The sequence below is a fragment of the Centipeda felix genome (assembly GCF_900186465.1).
Taxonomy (GTDB): domain Bacteria; phylum Bacillota; class Negativicutes; order Selenomonadales; family Selenomonadaceae; genus Centipeda; species Centipeda felix.
In genome coordinates this window covers 245,656-267,856 of sequence record NZ_LT891957.1, presented here as the reverse complement: position 1 = coordinate 267,856, position 22,201 = coordinate 245,656, and the positions used below count along the sequence as shown (strand labels likewise).

Here is a 22,201-nt window from a genome sequence, read left to right as displayed (position 1 = left end):
GGAAGAGAGGAGGTATATGCGTGATCTATCGCAAGGCGAAATTTGACGACGTTGAGCCGATCTATCAGCTCGTACGGGACTATGCGGCGCAGGGGGATATGCTGCCGCGCTCGCGCAATACGCTCTATGAGAACCTGCGCGATATTGTCGTCGCTGAGGAGAACGGTACCGTCGTCGGTGTCGGGGCACTGCGCATCATGTGGGATCGTCTCGCCGAGGTGTGCATGATGGCGATTGCACCGACGCATATACGACAGGGGATCGGCGCAGAGATCGTGCGCTGCCTCCTCGATGAGGGGGATACGCTCGGCATTGAGAAGTTTTTTACTCTCACCTACAAGCCGGCATTTTTTGAGACCCTAGGCTTCCTCCGCATCAGCAGGGAGGAGCTGCCGCAGAAAGTTTGGAAGGAATGCATCGACTGCCCCAAGTATCCGAACTGTGATGAAATCGCCATGATAAAGGTATGACGGAGGTACGCTATGATCGTCGTTATGAACGCAGGAGCTACGCAGGAGAACATCGACCATGTGATCGCCAAGATTGAGCAGGCAGGACTGCGCACGCATCTCTCGAAGGGAGAGGACCGTGTCATCATCGGGGTGATCGGGGACAAGCAGCTCATTTCAGGGCTCGAAATGAATATGATGGAGGGCGTCGAAAAGACGGTGCGCATCACGGAGAAGTACAAACTCGTCAGCCGCGAGTTCCACCCCGAGAGCAGCATTGTCTACGTGTCGGGCTTCCCTGTCGGAGGTGAGCAGCTGGCAATCATGGCGGGACCGTGCTCCGTCGAGAGCTACGATCAGGTCTATGACGCTGCGGTCAAAGTCAAGGCGGCGGGAGCACAGTTCCTGCGCGGCGGCGCGTTCAAGCCGCGTACGAGCCCGTACGACTTTCAGGGGCTCGGCGAGGAGGGGCTGAAGATCCTGCGCGATGTCGCGGATAAGACGGGACTCCGCGTTGTTACGGAGGTTGTGGACAAGGACGACATCGGACTCGTCTCGGAGTATGCCGATCTCCTGCAGGTCGGTGCGCGCAATATGCAGAACTTCCAGATGCTCAAGGCACTTGGCAAGACGCAGAAGCCTGTGCTCTTCAAGCGCGGGCTCTCCGCAACGATCAGCGAGTGGCTGAACGCGGCGGAGTATATTGCGGCGGGCGGCAACGAGAACATTATCTTCTGTGAGCGCGGCATTCGTACGTATGAGACCTATACGCGCAATACGATGGATCTCAACGCGATTGCAGCACTCAAAGAGCTGACGCATTTCCCCGTTATTGCCGACCCCAGTCATGGGACGGGTCGGTGGCAGATGGTGCGCCCGTTGGCGCGTGCCTCCGTCGCCGTCGGCGCGGACGGGCTCATCATCGAGGTGCACTGCCGTCCCGAGCTGGCACTTTCCGATGGCGATCAGAGCTTGATCCCGCGCAACTTTGAGATGCTGATGGATGAGGTGCGGCAGATTGCTCCTGCCGTTGGGCGGCGCGCATGACGCGGACGAAGCTTGCCATCATCGGCGTCGGACTGATCGGCGGCTCACTCGGGCTGTGCCTCAAAGAGGCTCTCGGTGACGAGATCTACATTACAGGGCTCTGCCGTTCGGAGCAGTCCATGCGCGCAGCGATGGACTGCGGTGCAGTGGACTATGCAGGGGCGGATCTGGCGAAGGTAGTCGGGGATGCGGACATCGTGTACCTCAGCCCGCCCGTCCTCCAGATTGTTCCGATGGTACAGAAGATCCTGCCGTATCTGAAACGCGGTGCGATCCTGACGGATGCAGGCAGTACGAAGGGCGAACTCTATCGGCAGCTGCATGAGATCCTGCCGGCGGATATCTACTATATCCCGGGGCATCCGATGACGGGACGCGAAAAGAGCGGCGTAGCGGCGGCGACAAAGGATCTCTTTGCCCATAAGGCGTACGTCATCATCGACGATCCGGCCGTCTCGCAGGAGGTCAAGGAGCGTCTGATGGATGTCCTGCGCCTCACGCGTGCCCGATTTACGACACTTGATCTCGCACAGCACGACCGCTGTGCCGCGGTCATCAGCCATGTGCCGCATCTCGCGGCGGCAGCCCTCGTCACCCTCCTCAACCGCAGCGGGGATGATCTCTCCTCCTGCCTGAAGCTCATCGGCGGCGGGTTCAAGGACACGACGCGCATCGCCTCCTCGAATGCCGATATGTGGGCGGACATCTGCATGACGAACGCGGAGGCGATCACGGATGCCCTGCGCGAGCTGCAGACGATCATGGGGGAGGTCATCACGGCCATTGATGCAGGAGATCGACAGGCGATCCACGACTATTTTTCCGCTTCGAAGGCACGCCGTGACAGTATCCTCCACGATGCAGAGCAGAAATTTGATACGAATTAGTGGAAAATCTTCTCTTACCCCTTTTTTTTAGAACGTATATATGCTATGATATCAATAATAGTATGTATGCGGACCTGTCAGGGGGTATCACGGTGAAGAAGACAAGAATATCCACGCGGCGGCAGTCGGAGATCTTGGACTACATCAAGGAGTTCTTGGTGGAGAAGGGGTATCCGCCCTCGGTTCGTGAGATCGGTACGGCGGTCGGGTTGAAATCCAGTTCGACGGTGCACCGCTATCTGTCGATGCTCGAGGAGAACGGCATGATTCGCCGTGATGCAACGAAGCCGCGCGCGATCGACATCATGGGGGAAAATCCGTGGGGGCGTACGATCCCCGTACCGCTGGTCGGTGTTGTGACGGCGGGCGAGCCGATCCTCGCCGAGCAGAACGTGGAGGATGTATTCTCCTTCCCGCGCGGGCTTCTCGGGACGGCGGAGGATGTGTTCATGCTCCGCATCCAGGGGGATAGCATGATCAACGTCGGCATCTTCGACGGTGATTTCGTGCTCGTGCGTCAGCAGCCGACAGCGAACAACGGCGATATCGTCGTGGCGCTCGTCAACGGTGAGTCGGCGACAGTGAAGCGTTTTTTCCGTGAAAAGACCTGCATCCGCCTGCAGCCCGAGAATGATTCCATGGAGCCGTTCTACGAGACGGATGTCCAGATTCTCGGCAAGGTGATTGGGCTCTATCGTAATATTTGACAGGACACTGGGGAGCACTGTGTAAAATGCACGGTGCTCCCTTTTCATTTTGTCGGCAGAGTGTTATAATAAATCAGTTTTTCTTCGATAAAGGAATCACTGATAAAATGAGGTCTGCCAGATTGGCGTAGATTTTTTCGTCCGAACGAGGTGGAAAACCGGACGCAGAGTGGTGCTCTGTGGAGGATTTTCCGCCGAAGTGCGGGCAAAAAAGATGCGTCAAGATGGTTGTACCGAATTTATCAGTGCTTCCTAAATTTCTTGTTTTGGACGGAGACGATGTATGGCGACAGAACTGCGCAGCGGATATACGACAGGTGCATGCGCGGCGGCAGGGGTCAAGGCGGCGTTCCTCTTCCTGCAGGGGAAGGCGTGGAATGAGATTTCCCTCACAGCACTGGACGGAACGCCGCTGACGATTCCCGTTAAGGCGGTCACACGCACGGAGGACGGGATCTGTGCAGAGGTCGTCAAGTTCTCGGGCGATGATCCCGATATCACGAACGGCGTTTCCGTCTTTACGACGGTCAGGCTGTGCGATGATGCAGGCGGAATTGTGTTCCGTGCAGGCGAGGGTGTCGGCACGGTGACAAAGCCGGGGATGAGCCTTCCTGTCGGTGAGCCGTCGATCAATCAGGGGCCGCGTGCGCTCATCCGACGTGTTGTCACTGAGATGACGGGGCGGGAGGATGTTGGCGCAGAGGTGACGATTGCCATCCCGGCCGGGACAGAACTGGCAAAGAGAACGCTCAATCCCGTGCTCGGCATAGAGGGCGGCATCTCCGTGATCGGTACAACGGGCGTGCTTCGCCCCATGTCGGAGGAGGCGTTCAAGGACTCCCTTGTTCCACAGATCGATGTGGCACGTGCGGCGGGGGAGGAGGTGCTCGTCTTTGTTCCCGGGAAGATCGGGCAGCGGATTGCCCTCTCTCTGGGGATTTCGCAGAAGGCGATTATTGAGACGAGCAACTTTATCGGCTTTATGCTGGAGCGCGCCGCCGAGCGCGGTACAAAGGGTGTACTGATTCTCGGTCATACGGGCAAGCTCGTGAAGATTGCCGCCGGCATTTTCCATACACATAACCGCATGGCGGACGCACGGCTGGAGACGCTCGCGGCGTATGCTGCCGCTGAGGGGCTCAGCCAGACGGATGTGCGCGCCGTACTGGCATCGAATACGACGGAGGATGCCTTGGCGGTGATCGCGTCGGCAGGGCTCGCTGAGCGGGTCTGCGCGGTGATCGCCGCACGCGTGCGTATCCGTGCGGAGCGGTATCTCTTCGGGAAAATGAAGGTCGGTGCCGTCATGGTGAATTTCGCGGGGGAGATCCTCGGTGTGGATGAGCAGGCGCGGGCTTTTGCCGATGCCTGCGGATGGAGACTGAACGCATGAGACATACGATCACCGTCGTCGGCATCGGCCCCGGCGACCCCGCCTATCTTCTGCCGCAGGCACGGGCGGCGATCCATGACGCGCGCGTCCTCGTCGGCGGGCGGCGCGCGCTCGCCGATCTTGCTCCTGCGGGGGTACGTACGCATGCGATCGGAGCGGATATTGCAGAGGTGCTGACCTTTATCCGGGATGCGCTCCGCGACGATGATGTGGTGGTCATGGTCTCGGGAGATCCCGGCTACTACTCGATGCTGGATGCTCTGCGGCGGACGTTCCCGCCCGAGCAGATGGCTGTGATCCCGGGCATCAGCTCGCTCCAATTTGCCTTTGCGCGGCTCGCCCTGCCGTGGCACGATGCGCGTCTGCTCAGTTTTCACGGGCGCGAGCCGCGGGCAGAGGAGCTCGCGCGTACGGCAGATGCCGTGCTCGGGATGCTGACGGACGGGAAGCACAACTCGCAGACCATCGCGCAGCGCCTGCTCTCATCAGGCTGGCGTTCAGATGACATGATGTATATAGCGACGCGCCTTTCCTATGCGGATGAGAACATTGTTCGGACGACGCTGGGAGATGCGGCGCGTGATGAAGGAATTGGGCACGGCGTGATTATCGTCTGTGCGGTGAAGGAGGATGATGCATGAATCTCGGCATAAAAGATGACGCTTTTGTGCGCGGTAATGTGCCTATGACAAAAGAGGAGATACGCACTCTCACGCTCGTCAAGGCGCAGATTGCTCCCGATGCTGTCGTCTATGATGTCGGTGCGGGGACGGGCTCACTCTCGGTGGAGGCAGCGCGTCTTGCGCCGCAGGGGCATGTCTACGCCATCGAAAAAAATCCCGAGGGAATCGCCCTCATCAAGGAGAATGCGGCACGTTTTTCCACGCCGAACCTCACGGTGATCGAGGGGGCGGCTCCCGCCGCGCTGGATGGGCTTCCCCATCTCGATGTCGCTTTGATCGGCGGCAGCGGACGGCGTCTGCCCGAGATTCTGGACATCATCGGAACGCGGATGAACAGCGGCGGACGCATCGTGACAAATGCGATTACGATGCAGACGGTCGCCGCCTGTCTGGATTATTTCCATGCGCATGCGGAGCTCTATACCTACGAGGCTATACAGGTGCAGATCAGTCGGTTGGAACGCGTCGGTCCCTACGATATGGCAAAGGCACTGAATCCGATTTATATCATTACGGCACAGAGAAAGTGAGGAATACATGATTCATATTGTCGGTGCGGGTCCCGGTGACCCTGAGCTCATCACGGTGAAGGGCGCACGCTATCTGGCTGAGGCGGATGTCGTTATCTATGCCGGCTCGCTCGTGAACCCCGCCCTCCTCGATTTCTGCAAGGAGGAGGCGGAGATCCACAACTCGGCGCACATGACGCTTGATGAGGTCATTGCGGTGATCGCGCGTGCGGAGACGGCAGGGAAGATGACCGTGCGTCTCCATACGGGTGATCCTGCGATCTATGGGGCGATTCAAGAGCAGATGGACGCGTGGGAAAAGCGCGGCTTTTCCTATGATGTTGTGCCGGGCGTCAGTTCCTTTCTCGGGACAGCGGCGGCGCTGCGGCAGGAGTATACCCTGCCTGGCATCTCACAGACGGTCATCATCACGCGCAACGAGGGGCGCACACCCGTGCCGGAGCGCGAGAAGCTGCGCAGTCTCGCTGCACACCATTCGACGATGTGTATTTTCCTCTCGATCACGATGATCGAGGAGGTGGCGGCAGAGCTGACAGCGGGCGGGTATGAGCCGACGACCCCCGTCGCCATTGTGCAGCGCGCAACATGGCCGGAGCAGAAGATCCTGCGCGGTACGCTTGCGACGATTGCGGAGCAGGTGAAGGCGGAGGAGATCGACCGCACGGCGATGATCGTGGTCGGCGACTGCCTCGATGCGGTGTATGAGCCGTCGCGGCTCTATGCTGCCAATTTCTCGCACATGTTTCGGGATGCAAAGCAGTGAGAGCTGCTGTCTTTGCCTTGACGGACGGCGGAGCTGCGCTTGCGGCGCGTCTGTGTGCCGCCCTTGACGGAGAGGCGCAGCTCTATTTGCCGGAGCGGCTGAATGGCAGTGCACCAACGGCAGGACATACTGCCTGTTTTGCCCATCTGTCCGCGGCGATTACGACGGCGTTTTCACGCTATGATGCACTCGTCTGTGTCATGGCGACGGGGATTGTCGTGCGTACGCTTGCCCCCTGTGTCCGCAGCAAACTGTACGACCCCGCCGTGATCGTTTTTGACGAGCAGGGGCGGCATGGCATCAGTCTCCTTTCGGGCCACGTCGGCGGGGCGAATGATCTGACGCGCACGCTTTGTGCGGCGGTGGGCGCGGATCCCGTCATTACGACGGCAACGGATGTGACGGGTGTGCTCGCTCCCGATGCTGTCGCTGCGCGGCTTGCCCTGCGCCCTGTGCCAAAGTCTGCCATACAGGTGCTGAATACGGCGCTCATGGCAGGCGAGGAAGTGCACTACGATATCGACAGTGATCTGCCGCAGGCCGCCTTCTATGAGGCACAGCTGCGGGAGCAGGAGATCGGCGCACGGCTCTTTCGCGGCGAGGTTCCCCCTGCGGATGGAGCGAGCTGTCGCGTTGTCATCGTTGGGGCGGAGCATGTGCCTGCCACTGCGGAGGAGCGGACGCTCTATCTCGTTCCACGGCGCCTGATCGCGGGCGTAGGATGCCGTGCCGGTGTAACGGAGGCCCAGATTCTCCGCGCGTTGACGGAGGCATGTGGGATGATCGGACGGGAACCATCCGCGATCGATTGTTTTGCGAGCACCGAGGTCAAGCGTAATGAGACAGGGCTTCTCGCAGCCGCGCGGACGCTCGGCCGTGAGATTGTCTTTTTCCCGCAGGAGGAGCTTCGGCAGATGATTGAGGACTATGGTCTGACCGAATCGGATTTTGTGCGGAAAACAATCGGTGTCGGAAATGTATGTGAGGCGGCGGCACTCTGTGCAGCAGGCACGGAAGGCGGCCGCATGGCACTCGGAAAAACAGTATTTGGGAAAGTGACGGTGGCACTCCTATGGGAAAAATAAGTGTTGTGGGCATTGGCCCCGGCAGTACGGATGATATGACCTATCGTGCACATCGCACGATTGAGGAAGCAACGGCAGTTGTCGGCTACAGCCGCTATATCCAGCTGATCGCCGATCTGGTCGAAGGGAAAAAGGTGCTCGATACGGGCATGACGCAGGAGATCGATCGCTGCCGTGCGGCACTGGAGGAAGCAGCAGCGGGGGAGAATGTCGTCGTGATCTCAAGCGGCGATGCCGGCATCTATGGTATGGCCGGGCTGGTGCTCGAACTCCTCATGAAGATGGATGAGGATCTGCGTCCCGAATTCGGCGGTGTGATCCCGGGTGTCTCGGCAATGAGTGCGGCGGCAGGGCTCCTTGGCGCGCCGATCATGCACGACTTTGCCGTCATCAGTCTTTCCGATCTCCTCACGCCATGGGAGCTGATCCAGGAGCGTGCAGAGCTCGCGGCGAAGGGAGACTTCGTCACGGTGCTTTACAATCCGCGCAGCCATAAGCGCGTCGGCCAGATCCAGGCCGTGCAGGAGATCTTCCTGCATGAGCGCACGCCCGAAACGCCCGTCGGCATTGTGACGTCGGCGAGCCGTGAGGGAGAGAACGTGGTGATCTCAACCCTCGGTGCGTTTACCAAAGAGGACATCAATATGTTCTCGATTGTGATCATCGGCAACTCGAAGACGAAGCAGAACGGGCAGTGGATGATTACGCCGCGTGGCTATCAGAAGCGGGAGCCGGGACTGTGATCTTCACGGCAGCGGGGACGCAGGACGGGCGTGCCGTCGTCCGCCGTCTCTGCGAAGCGGGATACGACGTGACAGCATCTGTTGTGAGTTCCTACGGGGAGCAGCTGCTCGAGGCGCAGCGTGCGGCAGGCGGGCATCTGACGGTGCATGATACGCCGCTCAATGCGGATGAAATGGCGGCGTATTTTAGGACACATGACGTTCGCGTCTTTGTCGATGCGACGCATCCTTACGCTGTCAATGTTTCGCGCAACGCCATGGCGGCGTGTGCGGCGGCAGATGTTCCCTACATCCGCTACGAGCGCGATCTGAGCGATATCTCGTATGAGAAGGTGCATCTCGTACACTCCTATGAGGAGGCTGCGGAGACCGCGGCGGGCTTGGGGCGGCATATCTTTCTGACGACGGGCAGCCGCAATCTGGAGCGTTTCGTCCATGCAGCAGCGACGTTTGACTGCGTGCTCACAGCGCGCGTTCTGCCGACGGCGGAGGTCGTGGCACTCTGCGCGGAGCTGGGGCTGACGCCCGCGCAGATCATTGCGATGCAGGGGCCCTTTTCCCGTGCGCTGAACCGTGCCATGTACGAGAAGTACGAAGCAGACGTGATTGTGACGAAGAACAGCGGCACTGTCGGCGGGACGGATGCGAAGTTTCAGGCGGCGGAAGATCTCGGTCTGCCTGTCGTGGTGATCGACCGCCCCGTGCTTTCCTATCCGCATCTGGCCCATACGGCGGAGGAAGTTCTGACATTTGTTGCTGATATTTACGATAGAAAATAGGAGACCTTCATGGATTTTATCAAAGAGCCGATGACCATTGAAAATCGCAGTATGGAGCTGATCGCACCGCATCTGGCAGAGCTGCATCTCGACGAGCGTGAGACGAAGCTCTACTCGCGCCTCATTCACGCATCGGGAGATGTGGGCTATGCGCCCATTACACGCGTACACCCGCAGGCGATCGACGCGGCGATTGCCGCTCTGAAACGCGGGGTCGATATCTATACGGATGTCGAGATGGTGCGTACGGGCATCAACAAGAAGAAACTTGCCTCGTTCGGCGGTACGGTGCACTGCCTGGTGGCGGATCCCGATGTTGCCGCACGCGCAAAGGCGGAGGGGATTACGCGCTCAATGGTTGCCATGCGTACGTTTGGCAAGGATATGGACGGCAGCATCGTCGCCATCGGCAACGCACCGACGGCGCTCTTTGAGGTTCTGCGCCTGGTTCGTGAGGAGGGGATTCGCCCTGCCTGTATCGTCGGTATTCCCGTCGGCTTTGTCGGTGCGGCAGAGTCCAAGGCGGAGCTCGCCGCAAACGACATCGTTCCCTACATTACGGTCGAAGGGTCGAAGGGCGGCAGTCCGATTGCGGCGGCGGCAGTCAATGCGCTGATGTATATGATCGACAATACCCGTCCCTGAGGAGCACATCATGCAGTGGAATATTCCGCGCATTGTGATCGCGGCAACGCAGTCGGGGGCAGGAAAGACAACGCTGACGGCAGGACTGCTTGCAGCACTGCGGGCGCGCGGCCTTTCCGTACAGTCCTTTAAGGTCGGCCCCGACTACATCGACCTCGGCTATCACCGCATCGCAGGCGGGCGTACGGGGCATAATCTGGATACATGGCTTGTGCCCGAAGCACGGCTCGCGGAAATCTTTGCCCGTGAGTGCCGCGGCGCAGACATTGCCGTGATCGAGGGTGTGATGGGGCTGTACGACGGCGGCCGGCGCGGCATCAGTTCGACCGCCGCCATCGCAAAGGTTCTGGATGCGCCCGTGCTCCTCGTCATGGATGTCAAATCCGTCGGGGCTTCCGCTGCTGCGACAGCACTTGGCTTTCGCAGCTACGATCCAAGCATAAAACTCGCAGGTGTACTGCTCAACCGTCTCGGCAGCGGGACACATGAGGCGATGGTTCGCACGGCTATGGTGGGGATTGATATGCCCGTCTATGGGTCGCTGCGCCGCGATGCGTCTTTCGTTCTTCCCGAGCGGCATCTTGGTCTGACCCCCGTGGAGGAGCATGAAGCAAAGGCGATGATTCAGAGCCTTGGGACGTGCGTTGAGACGGGACTCGACATCGACCGCATTATGGCTCTGGCTAAGACGGCACCGCCCCTTTCGGCAGCAGCAGGGGGGGGAGAACGCCCACCGCAGCATCCGTGCCGCATTGCCGTTGCGCGCGATGAGGCGTTTTCCTTCTACTATGCGGCGAGTCTCGACGAACTCCGTGCATGCGGCGCGGAGCTGGTGGAGTTCAGCCCGCTGCACGATGCGGCACTGCCGGATGTGGACGGCATCATCATCGGCGGCGGCTTCCCTGAGATGTTTGCCGCAGACCTAGCGCAAAATACGGCAATGCGCGCTGCGATACGTGCAGCGTCGGAGGCGGGGATGCCCATCTACGCCGAATGCGGCGGCTATATGTACCTCATGCGCTCGATGGTGGATTTCGCGGGAGCAGAGCATGAGATGGCGGGGGTGTTCGCGGCGCGGGCGCGCATGACCGAACGCCTGCAGATGGTCGGCTACGTGGAGGCGGAGCAGACGGAGGATACGATACTTGGTGCGGCAGGGCTTATCCTGCACGGGCACGAGTTTCACTTTTCCGTCGAGGAGACGGAGGCGGAAGAGAGTGAGCTCCGTCCTTTCCGCTTAACGAAACTGCGCAGCGGCGCGCAGTATCCAGCAGGACATCGTCGGGGGAATACGCTCGGCAGTTATCTGCACCTGCACTTTGCAGGATGCCGCAGTGCGGCTGAGCATTTTGTGGAGGCGTGTCATCAATGGGGCAGATCATTCTCGTAACGGGCGGCGTCCGCTCGGGCAAATCCTCGTTTGCCGAACGCTGTGCGGCGCGCTGCGCCGCAGAGAGCGGCACGGCCGTCGCCTATATTGCGACCGCGCAGATCTATGATGCAGAGATGCAGCTGCGTGTCGATTTGCATCAGTCGCGCCGTCCGGCAGACTGGACGACCTACGAGGCACCGTTTTCCTCTGAGAACGCCATCCGGGAGGCGGGGCAGGCGCACGGCGTCATCCTCTTTGACTGTGTGACGATGTTTCTCAGCAACGATATGCTCCGGTATTCGGAGGAGGAACAGGAGCGCGACTCCTTTGCACGCCATGTCGAGGCGCGTATCCATGCGCTCATTCGTGCCGCTGAGGAAGCCGATGCGACGACAATTTTTGTCACGAATGAGGTGGGGGACGGGATCGTTCCTGCCAATCGCCTCGGGCGGCTCTATCGGGATATGGCGGGGCTTGCTAATCAGCAGCTCGCCCGTCACGCGGAAAAAGTCTATCTCGTCACCTGCGGCATTCCCGTTGATCTAAAAAAACTGGCGGAGGCGGTGTAAATGGCGAAGAGCATCATGCTGATGGGGACGAGTTCTCACGTCGGCAAGAGCATCCTGACGACGGCACTCTGCCGTATTTTTCATCAGCAGGGTAAGCATGTCGTGCCCTTTAAGGCACAGAACATGGCGCTGAATTCCTATGTCACGCTCGACGGGCGGGAGATGGGAAGGGCACAGGTCGCGCAGGCGGAGGCGGCGGGACTCGCCCCCGAAGTCGATATGAACCCTGTCCTCCTCAAACCGACGGGGAACGCGCAGTCACAAGTTGTCATCATGGGTGAACCGGTCGGCAATATGAGTGCTCGGGAGTACCACACGGGCTATTCGCTCAAGGCATGGGAGGCCGTTGAGGTGTCGCTGGATCGCCTGCGTGCCGCGTATGATCTGCTCGTGATCGAGGGCGCGGGCAGCCCCGCCGAGATCAATCTCAAGGCAAACGATATCGTCAATATGCGCGTGGCAAAGCATCTTCGCGCGCCCGTCCTCCTGATCGCCGACATCGACCGCGGCGGTGCGCTTGCCGCCCTTGTGGGGACGCTGGAACTGCTCGACGCGGAGGAGCGTGCGCTCGTCAAGGGCCTTGTCATCAACAAGTTTCGCGGTGACGTGAGCCTCCTGACGCCTGCCCTTGACTTTTTGGAAAAAAAGACGGGAAAGCCCGTCCTTGGGGTCATCCCGCACATCGACGCGCTCGGCATCGATGAGGAGGACTCCGTCTCCCTCGACGAGCAGCACTATGGCGATACGGCCGCCTTCGATGGGCAGCTGCGCATTGCGGTCGTTCGTACGCCGAAACTATCGAACTTTACGGACTTCGACGCGCTGGCGCACGAGCCGGATGTCGCGCTCTATTACGTGCGCACGCCAGAGGAACTGGGTCATCCGGATCTCATCCTCCTGCCGGGGTCGAAGAATACGACGGAAGATCTCCTCCATATCCGACAGGTGGGCCTCGCGGATGCCATCCGTGCGTGCGTCACGGCGGGGACGCCGCTCTTTGGGATCTGCGGCGGCTACCAGATGCTCGGGGAGAGGATCTCCGACCCGCTCCACACCGAGTCGGCGCATGATGCGGTGGAGGGGCTGGGGTATCTGCCGCTCACGACGACCTTTGCCGCGCGCAAGCATCTGCGGCAGGTCACGGCGGACTGTGCGGCGTTTCCCTTCTTGGGGGAGAACATCTCTGTGCACGGGATGCGGGGCTATGAGATCCACATGGGCGACACAAGATTTGCCGAGGAGGTATGCCGTCCGTTCCGTATCGTCCGTGCGGGCAATACAGAAGCGTCGGTATTGGACGGTGCGGTCTCGGCAGACGGAGGAGTCGTGGGCACGTATATCCACGGCATCTTTGACGACGATCATTTCCGTCGGGCAGTGCTCAACCGTCTGCGCGCGCGGCGCGGCATGGAGGAGCTTCCCATTCAGTACCGCTGCGGGGCGGAAAAGGAGCACGCCTATGACCGCCTGGCTGCGACGGTGCAGCGGAGTCTCGATATGGATAAACTGGCGGCGATCATTGCGGCAGGAGATGCACGATGATCACCCCGCCCATCGCCGCCATGGCGGCGTTTTTTCTCGATACGATAGCGGGGGATCCGCAGAACCGCCTGCATCCCGTCGCCTTTCTCGGGCGATTTATCGGATGGCTGGATCGGCACCTCTATCCATCCTATGGAGGAGACGGCAGGAAGTTCGCCATGGGGACTCTGCTGGTGCTGATTGTCCTCTCGATTTCCTACGCTGCGGCGGAGGGGCTGATCCTTGCCGCGCGGCATCTGCCTGTGGCATGGGGGGCAGATGTCCTCGAAATCATCCTGCTCTATTTCTGTATCTCTCCACGGTCACTGGCAAAGGCGGGGCATGAAATCTATGCCCTGCTCGACGGGGATAACCTTGTGGGTGCACGGGTGCGCGTCGGCTATATCGTCGGGCGGGATACGGCGGAGCTCGACGAGGAGGACGCTGCGCGCGCGGCGATTGAGACCGTCGCGGAGAATACAGTGGACGGAGTCATCTCGCCGCTTTTCTTCTTTCTCCTCGGCGGCGCACCGCTCGCCGTGCTCTATCGGGCAGCGAATACAATGGACTCCATGCTCGGCTACAAGAATGACCGCTATCTCTACTTCGGGCGCATGGCGGCGCGTGTGGACGATGTGCTGAACTATGTTCCCGCGCGCATCACGAGCATCCTCTTTGTGATGGCGGCCTTCCTCCTGCGCTATGATGCACGCAACGCGCTCTTTATCCTGCGGCGCGACGCGGCGGGGCATCCCAGTCCGAACGGCGGATATGCGGAGGCTCCTGTGGCGGGCGCACTGCACATCCGTCTCGGCGGCATCAACTACTACTTTGGACAAAAGCACTTCCGTGCTTATATGGGCGACGCCCACATGGACATTGCCCCCAAACACATCTTGGGCGCGGTACGGCTCATGTATACGGCGACGGTTCTCTTTCTGCTCTTTGCCTATTTGTTTTCGCTCTATCGTTAAGGATCGGTTCTATGCATTCTTTTTTGATCGGCCTTCAGTTTCTCACACGGATCCGCTTCGTCCGACAGACGGCGTGGACGGCGGAGGACTTTGGGCGCAGTACGCGTTTTTTCCCGCTGGTCGGGCTCGTGCTCGGCCTGTGCTACATGCTTGCGGCATGGGTGCTCATCTACTTCCTCGGCGTGCGGTCGCTGACGTGCGTCCTGATCCTCATCCTGCCGATTCTCCTGACGGGCGGCATCCATGCGGACGGTTTTATGGATACGGCGGACGGCATCTTCTCGGGGCGGGAGCGCGCACGTCAGCTCGAGATCATGAAGGACAGCCGCGCGGGCGCATTTGGCGTCGTTTCTTTCGTCATGCTCATGTTCGTGCAGTTTGCCCTGATCTCCGATATGCATCCGCTCCTCTTTGTGCCCGCGCTCTTCGTCATGCCAATCATCGGCAGGCTTGCCATGGTACTTGCGATCGCGCTCTTTCCATACGCCCGTGCGGAAGGTGTCGGAAAGACCTTTGCCGATATGGCAGATCGACGCACCGTTCTCATCGCTGCTGTGACGACGGCGGTGCTTGTCCTGCCGTGGGGCGTATTGGCGGCACTTTCGCTGCTGTTGGGCGTGCTCTTTGCCCTTCTTTTCTGCCGCACGATCACCAATATCCTCGGCGGAGTGACAGGTGATGTCTATGGTGCGGTCACCGTATTGACGGAGACTCTGGTTCTCGCCACCTTTTCCCTGGCATCAACACATCCGAACATTTGGGGGTTATTATGGAAATTATAGCAAAAGCGCCCGCGTCCTGCGGGGAGCTGATCGAGGGCTCTCTTGCGGGAACGCCGTTTCTTGTCACCGCACCGATCAGTATGTATGCGACGGCGACGGTCTCGGATGCGTTTACGGGGATACATGCACTGGGAACCAAGGCGCAGGAAGCACTGCGGCGGACGCTCGCTCACATCGGTGAGGAGGCGTTTCGCTTTGGCATCCGTCTTGAGACGGAGATCCCGCAGGGAAAGGGCATGGCATCCTCGAGTGCGGATATTGCAGCGGTCTCCTATGCCGCAGCGCGTGCATACGGACGGGAACTGACGGGACGCGAGATCATGGACATCGCCATCGCCATCGAGCCGAGCGACGGCATTGCCTTCGCGGGGCTTTCGCACGTCAGTCATACGACGGGGGAACTGTTCGGTCAGTACCATAATGTTCCGCTGCTCGGCGTCTCCATCTTCGATGCGGGCGGTGAGGTCGATACTATCGCCTACTATCAGAGCAAGGGCAATGCAGGCGACCAGGACGACGCCTATCGCGCTCTGCTGCATACAGTCGATCAGGCATTTGCCGTGAGTGGGGCAGAAAAAGAGCGCCTCCTCGGACAGGCGGCGACCGAGAGCGCACGGCGCAACCAGCAGCACCTAGAAAAACCGGAGCTGGAACGATTCATCACGGCGGCGCAGAGCAGAGGCGCGCTCGGTGTACTGGTGGCACACAGCGGTACGGTGGTCGGTGCACTCTGGGCATCCGATCTGTCGACGGCGGCGATCGACGCGCGTACGCATCAGCTGGCACAGGAATTTTACGGCACGTATGCCTTTATGCGTCAAGAACGGCTGATCTCGGGCGGCGTTGTCTGTGAGATTCGCGCATAGAAAACCATAGGAAGGGGAAGGGAAATGACGGAAATCATCATCATACGTCATGGGGAGACCGAGTGGAATAAGACGGGACGTTTTCAGGGACAGTCAGATGTGCCGCTCTCACCGGAGGGACACGCACAGGCAGCACTGCTTGGACAGCATCTCGACGTCGGCCATGCAGATGCGTTCTATGCGAGTGACCTCATACGGACGATGGAGACGGCGGCACCGCTTGCAGCGCGGCTCGGTCTGACCGTTGTACCCGATCCTGCTCTGCGCGAACTTCACTTCGGGGCATGGGAAGGGCGCTTCTTCAGTGAGATCAACACCGAGGATCCCGAGACGCTGAAGCATTTTTACCGTGATCCGGAGCATGCGAATATTCCGGACAGTGAGGACTTTTCCGTGTTCCAAAAGCGCATCGCAGGGCGTGTGCGCACGATCGCCGCAGAGCATCGAGGCGAGCGCGTCATCATCGTCTCGCACGGTGCGGCAATCCGCATTCTGATCGCCGATATACTTGCCATGCCGATCCGCTCGATCTGGCACGTTTCTCAGCTCAACACGGCGGTTAACTGCATCCGCTTCGAGGACGACGGTTTTGCTGTATTGACGCGCATGAACGATGTGGCACATTTGCGTGCGGGAACGGTACAATGAGCGTCCTCGCCGTCGGGCTTGGCGGAGCGGTCGGAGCGATTTTGCGCTTTCTGTTGGGACAGATCGTGCCGAAAATCGGGAGCGGTTTTCCTCTTGCCACGTTTGCTGTCAACGTCCTTGGCTGTTTCGCCATCGGCGCTGTCGTCGGCATGGCGGGACGTCAGAGCGGCCTTGACCCGCGCCTTGTCCTCTTCCTCCAGACAGGGATATGCGGCGGCTTTACGACATTCTCCACCTTTTCGTTGGAAACGCTTTCTCTCATCGAGAACGGAAAGCTCGCCGTTGCTCTTGCCTATATCGCGCTGAGCATCGTGTTCGGCATCCTTGCCCTCCTTCTGGCAAAACATCTGGTGAGCGGGTGGGAATAGGGGCTGTCCAATCTCCGTCTTGACAACTGCCCTTTTGATATGCTATTATCCCCTAATGTAGGCGTATAGCCTGTTTGGGCGAAAGCCCATCCCCAACCGCACGGCGAGGTCACACAATCGGCGCTGCCGAACCGCAGCCGGCGAGTAACGTGATAGGGAGGTGTTTTCATGTATGCAATCGTAAAGACGGGCGGCAAGCAGTACAAGGTCGCTGAGGGCGATACCATTTTTGTGGAGAAGCTCGAGGCGGGTGAGGGCGAGGCTGTCGTTTTCGATCAGGTTCTGACCGTTGTCAACGGTGCAGATGTCAAGATCGGCCGTCCGATGGTGGACGGTGCGAAGGTGACGGGCAAGGTCGCGGCACACGGCAAGGGCAAGAAGATCCTGGTCTTCAAGTACAAGGCGAAGTCGAACTATCGCAAGCGTCAGGGGCATCGTCAGCCGTTCACGAAAGTCGTTATCGAGAAGATCGAGGGCTAATCCGTGATTTCGGTCAAGATCTTCGTGAATGAAGATGGGATGATCGACGGTTATGCTGTTTCAGGGCACAGCGGAACGGCGGCACGCGGACAGGATATTGTCTGTGCCGGTGTATCTGCGCTCACGCAGTCCGCGCTTCTCGGAATAATGGAGCATCTGCATCGCGCCGTCACCTATGACATTGCGAGCGGCAACCTCCGTGTGCGGCTCTCTGAACCGCCGGATGAACGCAGTGAAGCGATTCTGCGAACCATGTGGATGGGACTCGCAGAGATTGAAAAGATCAGCCCGAAAGGCATTCAGATTCAGGCAGTAAAGGGGTGAATAATTTGTTCTCGTTTGATTTGCAGCTTTTTGCACATAAAAAGGGTGTCAGCTCGACGCGCAATGGACGTGACAGCCATTCGAAGCGCCTTGGCGTGAAGGAGCAGGCGGGCACGCATGTGACGGCAGGCAGCATCATCGTACGTCAGCGCGGTACGCATTTCCATCCGGGGCACAATGTCGGCATCGGCAAGGATGACACGATCTTTGCAAAGATTGACGGCAAGGTCGCCTTTGAACGCAAGGGACGCCATCAGCGTCAGATCAGCGTATATCCGCTCGCGGGCGCAGCGGTCTAAGCACGGAAGTTTGATATGCAGAGATGCCTGTACTCTCTAGTACAGGCTCTTTTAGAAGCTGTTTTCGCAGGTGAGAGTGCACTTGCGAAAACAGCTTATTGTGTAAAGAGGGAGGAGGGACGTATGCAGTTTATCGATCGTGCCCAAATCACGGTGAAAGCGGGGGACGGCGGTCACGGCAAGTCCGCGTTTCGCCATGAAAAGTTTATGCCCAAGGGCGGTCCTTCGGGCGGTGACGGCGGACGCGGCGGCGATGTGATCTTTCGTGCCGACCGCAATCTGAATACGCTGCTCTCCTTTCGCTATCGCCGCAAGTTCGTCGCGAAGAACGGCGAGAACGGTGAGTACAAGAACCAGTTCGGTAAAAATGCGCCCCCCCTCTATGTCGATGTCCCGCCCGGCACGATTGTGACGGATGAGGCGACAGGAGAGGTGCTTGCCGACCTCGCAGAGATTGGGATGGAGGCGGTGATTGCACGCGGCGGACGCGGCGGGCGCGGCAATGCCAAGTTTGCCAACTCTGCCAACCGTGCGCCGTCCTTTGCTGAGTTCGGTGAGCCGGGCGAGGGACGAAAGCTTCGCCTTGAGCTGAAGCTGCTTGCCGATGTCGGGCTGGTCGGCTATCCGAGTGTCGGGAAGTCGAGCCTTGTCGCTTCCTGCTCGGCTGCACGTCCCGAGATCGCAGACTACCATTTTACGACGATTACGCCTGTCCTCGGCGTTGTCCAGACGGACTATGAGAAGAGCTTCGTCATGGCGGATATCCCCGGGCTGATCGAGGGCGCCGCCGACGGCGTGGGGCTGGGGCATGACTTTCTGCGCCATGTGGAGCGCACACGGCTGATCCTGCACATTGTGGATGCTTCCGGGATCGAAGGCCGTGACCCTGTAGAGGACTACTACAAGATCAATGCAGAGTTGGCACGCTACAGCGAGAAGATTGCACGGCGCACACAGTTCCTTGTCGCCAACAAGGTCGATCTTCCCTCTGCGGCGGAGCATCTGCCGCGTCTGAAGGAGCTCGCCGTACAGGAGGGGCTTGCGTTCTTTGCGATCTCTGCGGCGACGCGTGAAGGCGTGCAGGAGCTGATTGATCGGGTCGGTGCGTGGCTAGACGCCTATGTCCCTGAGCCGGAGGCGGAGGAGGACGATGTCGTCGTCTACGATCAGAATGCGGACGATGACGAGAAGGTGACGGTCTCACGCAACGATGCGGGCGATTTCACCGTCTCGGGAAAGGCCATCGAGAAGCTGGTCGCTATGACCAATTTCAACAATGATGAAGCCGTGCGCCGATTCCAGTATATATGGCGGCTCAAGGGGCTGGATGAGAAGCTCCGTGCACGCGGCATCAAGGAAGGCATGACCGTCCACATCGGTGATATGGCGTTCGATTATCAGGATTAACGGAGGAAAGACGTTGCTGCGAAAATCACTTTCCAGTAAGCAGATACGAAAGCTGCGCTCCCTCGGCATGACGGAGGAAGCGGTCGTCATGATCGGCAAGGAGGGAGTCAGTCCTGCTGTAGTGGCATCCGCACGTGAGGTGATAAAAAAGCGCGAGCTGATCAAGGTGCGTGTTCTGCAGAATGCGCCGGAGGAACCGGCAGACGCGATTACCATGCTTGCCGAGCGCGCCGACGCCAACCTCGTTCAGGTGATCGGCAGGAACGGGCTCCTGTTCAAACGAAATTTTGACAAGCCGAGGATTGAGCTGTGAATGCGCGGGCGCGTCTCTCCGAGGCGAAGCGCATTGTCGTAAAGGTTGGAACAAGTACGCTGACGCATCCCTCGGGCGGAATGAATCTGCGCCGCATCGAGCATCTTGTGCGTGAGCTGATCGACGAGGCCAATCAGGGCAAGGAGATTCTCCTCGTTTCCTCCGGTGCGATTGCGGCGGGGATGAATGCGCTCGGCATGAAGGAACGTCCTGCAGCGGTGCCTGCGCGGCAGGCCCTTGCAGCGATCGGTCAGGGATACCTTCTCCACATTTATGAAAAGCTCTTTCATGAGTATGGACGAACGATGGCACAGGTGCTCCTGACCAAGGAGAATGCGGCGCGTCATCATCAGTACATCAACTCGCGCCGTGCCCTTCTCGCCCTGCTCGATATGCAGGTCATTCCCGTCATCAATGAGAACGACGCTGTGGCGGTGGATGAGATCAAAATCGGAGACAACGACAGCCTTTCGGCGGTTGTCGCGGCACTTGTCGATGCCGATGCGCTCATTATCCTTTCGGATATCGACGGAGTCTATACGGCAAACCCGCGGACGGATGCGTCGGCGCAGCTGATCTCCGAGATCGCAGAGATTACGCCCGAGATTGAGCATCTTGCGGGCGGTGCCGGATCAGTGCAGGGCACGGGCGGGATGCAGACGAAGATCGAGGCGGCGAAAATTGCGCGCAATGCCGGTGCGACGATGGTGATTGCGCGCGGTGATGAGGACGGCATCATCCGCAACATTCTGCGTGGGGAGGAGATCGGGACGATCTTCCCTGCGCGTGAGGCGCATCTCAGGACGCGCAAGAGCTGGCTCGCCTTTGGCAAGAAGCTCGCGGGAGAGCTTTCTGTCGATGCCGGGTGCGCGGCAGCGATGCGGCGCGGCGCGAGTGTTCTCGCTGTCGGTGTGACGGCAGTGGACGGCGACTTTGTTGCGGGCGAGATGGTACGTGTGCTCAGCCCCCTGGGGCAGGAGATTGCGCGTGGGATCACTGCCTACGGTGCGGCGGATACAGCGCGGCTGATGGGGCATCAGACACAGGACTTTCAAGGCCTTGTCTCGGACGCATCACATGAGGAGATCATACACCGGGATAATTTGGTGCTGATGCAGTAAGGAGCGACGGCGATGATGGAGCAGGCAGTGCGGGCACAGGCAGAAGCGGCAAAGGAGGCATCCTATGCCCTTGCGGTGCTCCGCAGCGATGTGCGTGATGCGGCGCTGCATGCGATGGCGGCGGCACTGACGGAACATGCGGCGGAGATCCTGCATGAGAACGCCGCCGATGTGGCAGACGCCGAGGCGGCGGGTGTGCGTGCTTCCTACATCGACCGCCTGCGGCTCACGTCGGAGCGCATTCATGCGATGGCGGAGGGGCTGCGGCTGACCGCAGCGCTTCCTGACCCGCTTGGGCGGGAGGACTACGCTGTGCGCCGTCCGAATGGTCTGGAGATTCACCGTGTCCGCGTACCGCTCGGGGTTGTCGGCATGATCTACGAGGCGCGCCCGAATGTGACGGCGGATGCGATCGGGCTCTGTCTGAAGTCAGGAAATGCCGTGCTCCTGCGCGGCGGCTCGGATGCACTGCGCTCCAACGCTGTTATTGCCGATGTCCTTTCACGCGCTGCCTATGCTGCCGGCATTCCTGCGGGAGCCGTTCAGATGCTCGCGATGAAGGAGCGCAGTGCCGTGGATGTGATGACGCATCTCACAGGGCTGCTGGATGTCCTTATTCCTCGCGGCGGGGCGGGGCTGATCCGCCACATCGTGGAGAGCAGCAGCGTCCCTGTGATCGAGACGGGATCCGGCATCTGTCATATCTATGTTGACCGCGGCGCGGACCTCACGATGGCGTGCCGTATCGTGAGGAATGCCAAGGTCTCGCGCCCCTCGGTCTGCAACGCGGCAGAGACCGTGCTCGTGCATCGTGATATTGCCGCTGCATTTTTGACGCAGATGGCAGAGCAACTGAGTGTCGATGGAGTGGAGCTGCGCGGCTGTGCAGAGACGTGTGCGATTCTCAGCGACGTGGCTGCGGCAACGGAGGAGGACTGGGCGACGGAGTACGGTGACCTCATCCTCTCCGTCCGTGTCGTCGCGGATATGGATGCCGCACTGCGTCACATCAATCGCTATGGGACAGGGCATTCCGAGGCGATTGTGACGAATGACATCCGTACGGCACATGCCTTTCAGCAGAGGGCAGATGCCTCGACGGTTTATGTCAATGCTTCGACGCGGTTTACGGACGGGTTCGAGTTTGGCTTTGGTGCGGAGATCGGCATCAGCACACAGAAACTTCATGCACGCGGTCCGATGGGGCTCGAGGCTCTGACGAGTACGAAGTATCTTGTCTATGGCGAGGGGCAGGTGCGGGAAAATACGCCTGCTGCATCGGAGTCGTGCGGCGGATGCGGCGCCTGATCGGATATTGGCGCACCATGCGGCAGTATGCAGAATCGCCGAAGGGACGGCATGATCTGCGTGACTATCTGTATGCGGGGGCGACCTTCCTACTGCTCTGCACCGTTCTTTTGCTGGCAGTCTGCATCGTGAGGTGAA

The 22,201-nt window shown here is 59.7% G+C and carries 28 protein-coding genes; all 28 read left to right on the top strand.

What is annotated here, in order from left to right; all coding sequences use genetic code 11:
- The first annotated feature begins 20 nt into the window (after positions 1-20).
- The 28 genes from C1713_RS03970 to C1713_RS12055 all read left to right on the top strand — a co-directional run bounded on the left by C1713_RS03970 (position 21) and on the right by C1713_RS12055 (position 22,200).
- Positions 21-470 (top strand): N-acetyltransferase, encoded by a 450-nt coding sequence (locus tag C1713_RS03970; protein WP_102493095.1) that lies wholly within the window; start codon positions 21-23, stop codon positions 468-470.
- A 12-nt stretch (positions 471-482) separates the two neighbouring features.
- Positions 483-1,496 carry a 3-deoxy-7-phosphoheptulonate synthase gene (aroF, locus tag C1713_RS03965; protein WP_009442397.1) on the top strand — a complete coding sequence of 338 codons (1,014 nt, stop codon included), beginning with the start codon at positions 483-485 and terminating at the stop codon, positions 1,494-1,496.
- Positions 1,493-2,383, top strand: a complete 891-nt coding sequence (locus C1713_RS03960) for a prephenate dehydrogenase (RefSeq protein ID WP_102493094.1) — start codon at positions 1,493-1,495, stop codon at positions 2,381-2,383. The genes aroF and C1713_RS03960 overlap by 4 nt, the downstream gene beginning before the upstream one ends.
- A gap of 92 nt (positions 2,384-2,475) precedes the next feature.
- On the top strand, positions 2,476-3,090 hold the full coding sequence (gene lexA / locus C1713_RS03955) for a transcriptional repressor LexA (RefSeq protein WP_039980857.1): 615 nt from the start codon (positions 2,476-2,478) through the stop codon (positions 3,088-3,090).
- A gap of 283 nt (positions 3,091-3,373) precedes the next feature.
- Positions 3,374-4,483, top strand: coding sequence for a cobalt-precorrin-5B (C(1))-methyltransferase CbiD (gene cbiD / locus C1713_RS03945; RefSeq protein ID WP_102493093.1), 1,110 nt, complete (start codon positions 3,374-3,376; stop codon positions 4,481-4,483).
- The gene (gene cbiE, locus C1713_RS03940; RefSeq protein WP_245870961.1) at positions 4,480-5,124 is read left to right on the top strand and encodes a precorrin-6y C5,15-methyltransferase (decarboxylating) subunit CbiE; all 645 of its coding nucleotides are present in this window, start codon (positions 4,480-4,482) and stop codon (positions 5,122-5,124) included. The genes cbiD and cbiE overlap by 4 nt, the downstream gene beginning before the upstream one ends.
- A complete protein-coding gene (cbiT, locus tag C1713_RS03935) occupies positions 5,121-5,696 on the top strand; it encodes a precorrin-6Y C5,15-methyltransferase (decarboxylating) subunit CbiT (RefSeq protein ID WP_009442392.1) in 576 nt (191 codons plus the stop codon). Before cbiE ends, cbiT begins: the two co-directional genes overlap by 4 nt.
- 7 nt (positions 5,697-5,703) lie before the next feature.
- Complete coding sequence (gene cobM, locus C1713_RS03930) at positions 5,704-6,459, top strand: precorrin-4 C(11)-methyltransferase (protein ID WP_009442391.1); 756 nt, start codon at positions 5,704-5,706, stop codon at positions 6,457-6,459.
- Positions 6,456-7,544, top strand: coding sequence for a cobalt-precorrin 5A hydrolase (locus C1713_RS03925; RefSeq protein WP_102493091.1), 1,089 nt, complete (start codon positions 6,456-6,458; stop codon positions 7,542-7,544). The genes cobM and C1713_RS03925 overlap by 4 nt, the downstream gene beginning before the upstream one ends.
- Complete coding sequence (gene cobJ / locus C1713_RS03920) at positions 7,532-8,287, top strand: precorrin-3B C(17)-methyltransferase (protein ID WP_102493090.1); 756 nt, start codon at positions 7,532-7,534, stop codon at positions 8,285-8,287. Before C1713_RS03925 ends, cobJ begins: the two co-directional genes overlap by 13 nt.
- On the top strand, positions 8,284-9,066 hold the full coding sequence (gene cobK, locus C1713_RS03915) for a precorrin-6A reductase (protein ID WP_009442388.1): 783 nt from the start codon (positions 8,284-8,286) through the stop codon (positions 9,064-9,066). The genes cobJ and cobK overlap by 4 nt, the downstream gene beginning before the upstream one ends.
- A gap of 9 nt (positions 9,067-9,075) precedes the next feature.
- On the top strand, positions 9,076-9,711 hold the full coding sequence (locus tag C1713_RS03910) for a precorrin-8X methylmutase (RefSeq protein ID WP_006691336.1): 636 nt from the start codon (positions 9,076-9,078) through the stop codon (positions 9,709-9,711).
- A gap of 10 nt (positions 9,712-9,721) precedes the next feature.
- Positions 9,722-11,101 (top strand): cobyrinic acid a,c-diamide synthase CobB, encoded by a 1,380-nt coding sequence (locus C1713_RS03905; protein WP_102493089.1) that lies wholly within the window; start codon positions 9,722-9,724, stop codon positions 11,099-11,101.
- Entirely contained in the window at positions 11,080-11,652 is a 573-nt protein-coding gene (cobU, locus tag C1713_RS03900) for a bifunctional adenosylcobinamide kinase/adenosylcobinamide-phosphate guanylyltransferase (RefSeq protein ID WP_102493088.1), read from the top strand. The genes C1713_RS03905 and cobU overlap by 22 nt, the downstream gene beginning before the upstream one ends.
- Positions 11,653-13,194, top strand: coding sequence for a cobyric acid synthase (locus C1713_RS03895; protein ID WP_102493087.1), 1,542 nt, complete (start codon positions 11,653-11,655; stop codon positions 13,192-13,194). It abuts the gene before it with no gap.
- Entirely contained in the window at positions 13,191-14,147 is a 957-nt protein-coding gene (cbiB, locus tag C1713_RS03890; RefSeq protein WP_102493086.1) for an adenosylcobinamide-phosphate synthase CbiB, read from the top strand. Before C1713_RS03895 ends, cbiB begins: the two co-directional genes overlap by 4 nt.
- A gap of 11 nt (positions 14,148-14,158) precedes the next feature.
- Entirely contained in the window at positions 14,159-14,929 is a 771-nt protein-coding gene (cobS, locus tag C1713_RS03885) for an adenosylcobinamide-GDP ribazoletransferase (protein ID WP_102493085.1), read from the top strand.
- Complete coding sequence (locus C1713_RS03880; RefSeq protein WP_061946666.1) at positions 14,917-15,795, top strand: GHMP family kinase ATP-binding protein; 879 nt, start codon at positions 14,917-14,919, stop codon at positions 15,793-15,795. The genes cobS and C1713_RS03880 overlap by 13 nt, the downstream gene beginning before the upstream one ends.
- Before the next feature lie 24 nt (positions 15,796-15,819).
- Positions 15,820-16,443, top strand: coding sequence for a histidine phosphatase family protein (locus C1713_RS03875; RefSeq protein WP_102493084.1), 624 nt, complete (start codon positions 15,820-15,822; stop codon positions 16,441-16,443).
- Positions 16,440-16,811 carry a fluoride efflux transporter CrcB gene (gene crcB, locus C1713_RS03870; RefSeq protein ID WP_102493083.1) on the top strand — a complete coding sequence of 124 codons (372 nt, stop codon included), beginning with the start codon at positions 16,440-16,442 and terminating at the stop codon, positions 16,809-16,811. Before C1713_RS03875 ends, crcB begins: the two co-directional genes overlap by 4 nt.
- 168 nt (positions 16,812-16,979) lie before the next feature.
- The gene (rplU, locus tag C1713_RS03865) at positions 16,980-17,291 is read left to right on the top strand and encodes a 50S ribosomal protein L21 (protein ID WP_006691324.1); all 312 of its coding nucleotides are present in this window, start codon (positions 16,980-16,982) and stop codon (positions 17,289-17,291) included.
- A gap of 3 nt (positions 17,292-17,294) precedes the next feature.
- Complete coding sequence (locus C1713_RS03860) at positions 17,295-17,615, top strand: ribosomal-processing cysteine protease Prp (protein WP_006691323.1); 321 nt, start codon at positions 17,295-17,297, stop codon at positions 17,613-17,615.
- Entirely contained in the window at positions 17,612-17,914 is a 303-nt protein-coding gene (rpmA, locus tag C1713_RS03855) for a 50S ribosomal protein L27 (RefSeq protein WP_006691322.1), read from the top strand. Before C1713_RS03860 ends, rpmA begins: the two co-directional genes overlap by 4 nt.
- A gap of 123 nt (positions 17,915-18,037) precedes the next feature.
- The gene (gene obgE, locus C1713_RS03850) at positions 18,038-19,321 is read left to right on the top strand and encodes a GTPase ObgE (protein WP_102493082.1); all 1,284 of its coding nucleotides are present in this window, start codon (positions 18,038-18,040) and stop codon (positions 19,319-19,321) included.
- Positions 19,322-19,334: 13 nt separating this feature from the next.
- The gene (locus C1713_RS03845) at positions 19,335-19,634 is read left to right on the top strand and encodes a YhbY family RNA-binding protein (RefSeq protein ID WP_040572717.1); all 300 of its coding nucleotides are present in this window, start codon (positions 19,335-19,337) and stop codon (positions 19,632-19,634) included.
- Complete coding sequence (gene proB / locus C1713_RS03840) at positions 19,631-20,755, top strand: glutamate 5-kinase (protein ID WP_102493081.1); 1,125 nt, start codon at positions 19,631-19,633, stop codon at positions 20,753-20,755. Before C1713_RS03845 ends, proB begins: the two co-directional genes overlap by 4 nt.
- Before the next feature lie 12 nt (positions 20,756-20,767).
- On the top strand, positions 20,768-22,063 hold the full coding sequence (locus C1713_RS03835; protein ID WP_102493080.1) for a glutamate-5-semialdehyde dehydrogenase: 1,296 nt from the start codon (positions 20,768-20,770) through the stop codon (positions 22,061-22,063).
- A complete protein-coding gene (locus tag C1713_RS12055; RefSeq protein ID WP_170950763.1) occupies positions 22,051-22,200 on the top strand; it encodes a hypothetical protein in 150 nt (49 codons plus the stop codon). Before C1713_RS03835 ends, C1713_RS12055 begins: the two co-directional genes overlap by 13 nt.
- Position 22,201 lies beyond the last annotated feature (1 nt).